The 1,001-nt window shown below is 77.8% G+C and carries 1 protein-coding gene; it reads right to left on the bottom strand.

The annotated features are described in order from the left end of the window. A partial coding sequence (locus B7767_RS37290) for a polyketide synthase dehydratase domain-containing protein (protein WP_179167456.1) occupies positions 1 to 1,001 on the bottom strand: 1,001 nt, incomplete at both ends.

The following is a 1,001-nucleotide window of genomic DNA, read 5'->3' as shown; positions in this document are numbered from 1 at the left end:
ACCAGGCTGCCCAGGGTGCCGGTGCCGCCCGTGACGAGCACGGTGCCGGGCCGGTCGCCGAAGACGGTGGAGGGGGTGGCGGACCCGGACCGGTCGCCGCTCACGCGGGTCAGGCGCGGGCGGTGCGGGGTGCCGGAGCGCACGGCGATCTGTGCCTCGCCGGTCGCCACCAGCGGGCCGGCGTCGGCCGTGGCGTGGCCGGGGTCGCCGGGGTCCAGGTCGATCAGGACGATGCGCCCCGGGTTCTCCGTCTGGGCGCTGCGGACCAGTCCCCACACCGCCGCTCCGGCGAGGTCGGTGACGTCCTCGCCGCCGACCGAGACGGCGCCCCGGGTGACGACCGAGAGCACGGCGTCGTCACGGTCCTCCGCGAGCCAGGACCGGACGACGTCCAGGACCGCGGTGGTCTCCGCGTGCACCGCCTCCGCGGTCGTGCCGCCGGTGCAGCGGTGCACGACGGTCGGGGACGCGGTCGCGGCCGGCTCGACGGGCGTCCAGACGAGTTCGAACAGCGAGTCGTGGGACCGGTCCGCGCGGACCGGTCCGCCGGCGGCCGCCGGACGCAGGACGAGCGACTCGACGGAGGCCACGGGACGGCCCGTGGTGTCGGTCAGGCGCAGCGCGACCTCGTCCTCGCCCAGACGGGTCATCCGCAGCCTGAGGGCGGCGGCCCCGGCGGCGTGGAGGTCGATCCCCGTCCAGAGGAACGGGAGCGTGATCCGCCCGGAGTCGGCCTCGGAGGCGAGCAGCGCGGTGGCGTGCAGGGCCGCGTCGAGGGCGGCCGGGTGCAGCCCGTACCGTCCGGCGTCGGCGGCGGTCCGCTCGGGCAGCTCGATGTCGGCGAGGACGTCGTCGCCGGACCGCCAGGCCGCGCGCATGCCCCGGAACGCCTCCCCGTACCGCAGGCCGTCGTCGGAGGCGGGGTCGTAGAAGCCGGTGAGGTCGACGGGCTCGGCGCCCGGCGGCGGCCAGGGGGCGGGCTCGTGCGCCGGCTCGGGACC

The organism is Streptomyces sp. 13-12-16 (assembly GCF_002114215.1).
Lineage (GTDB): Bacteria > Actinomycetota > Actinomycetes > Streptomycetales > Streptomycetaceae > Streptomyces.
This window is presented reverse-complemented; position numbering and strand designations above follow the sequence as displayed.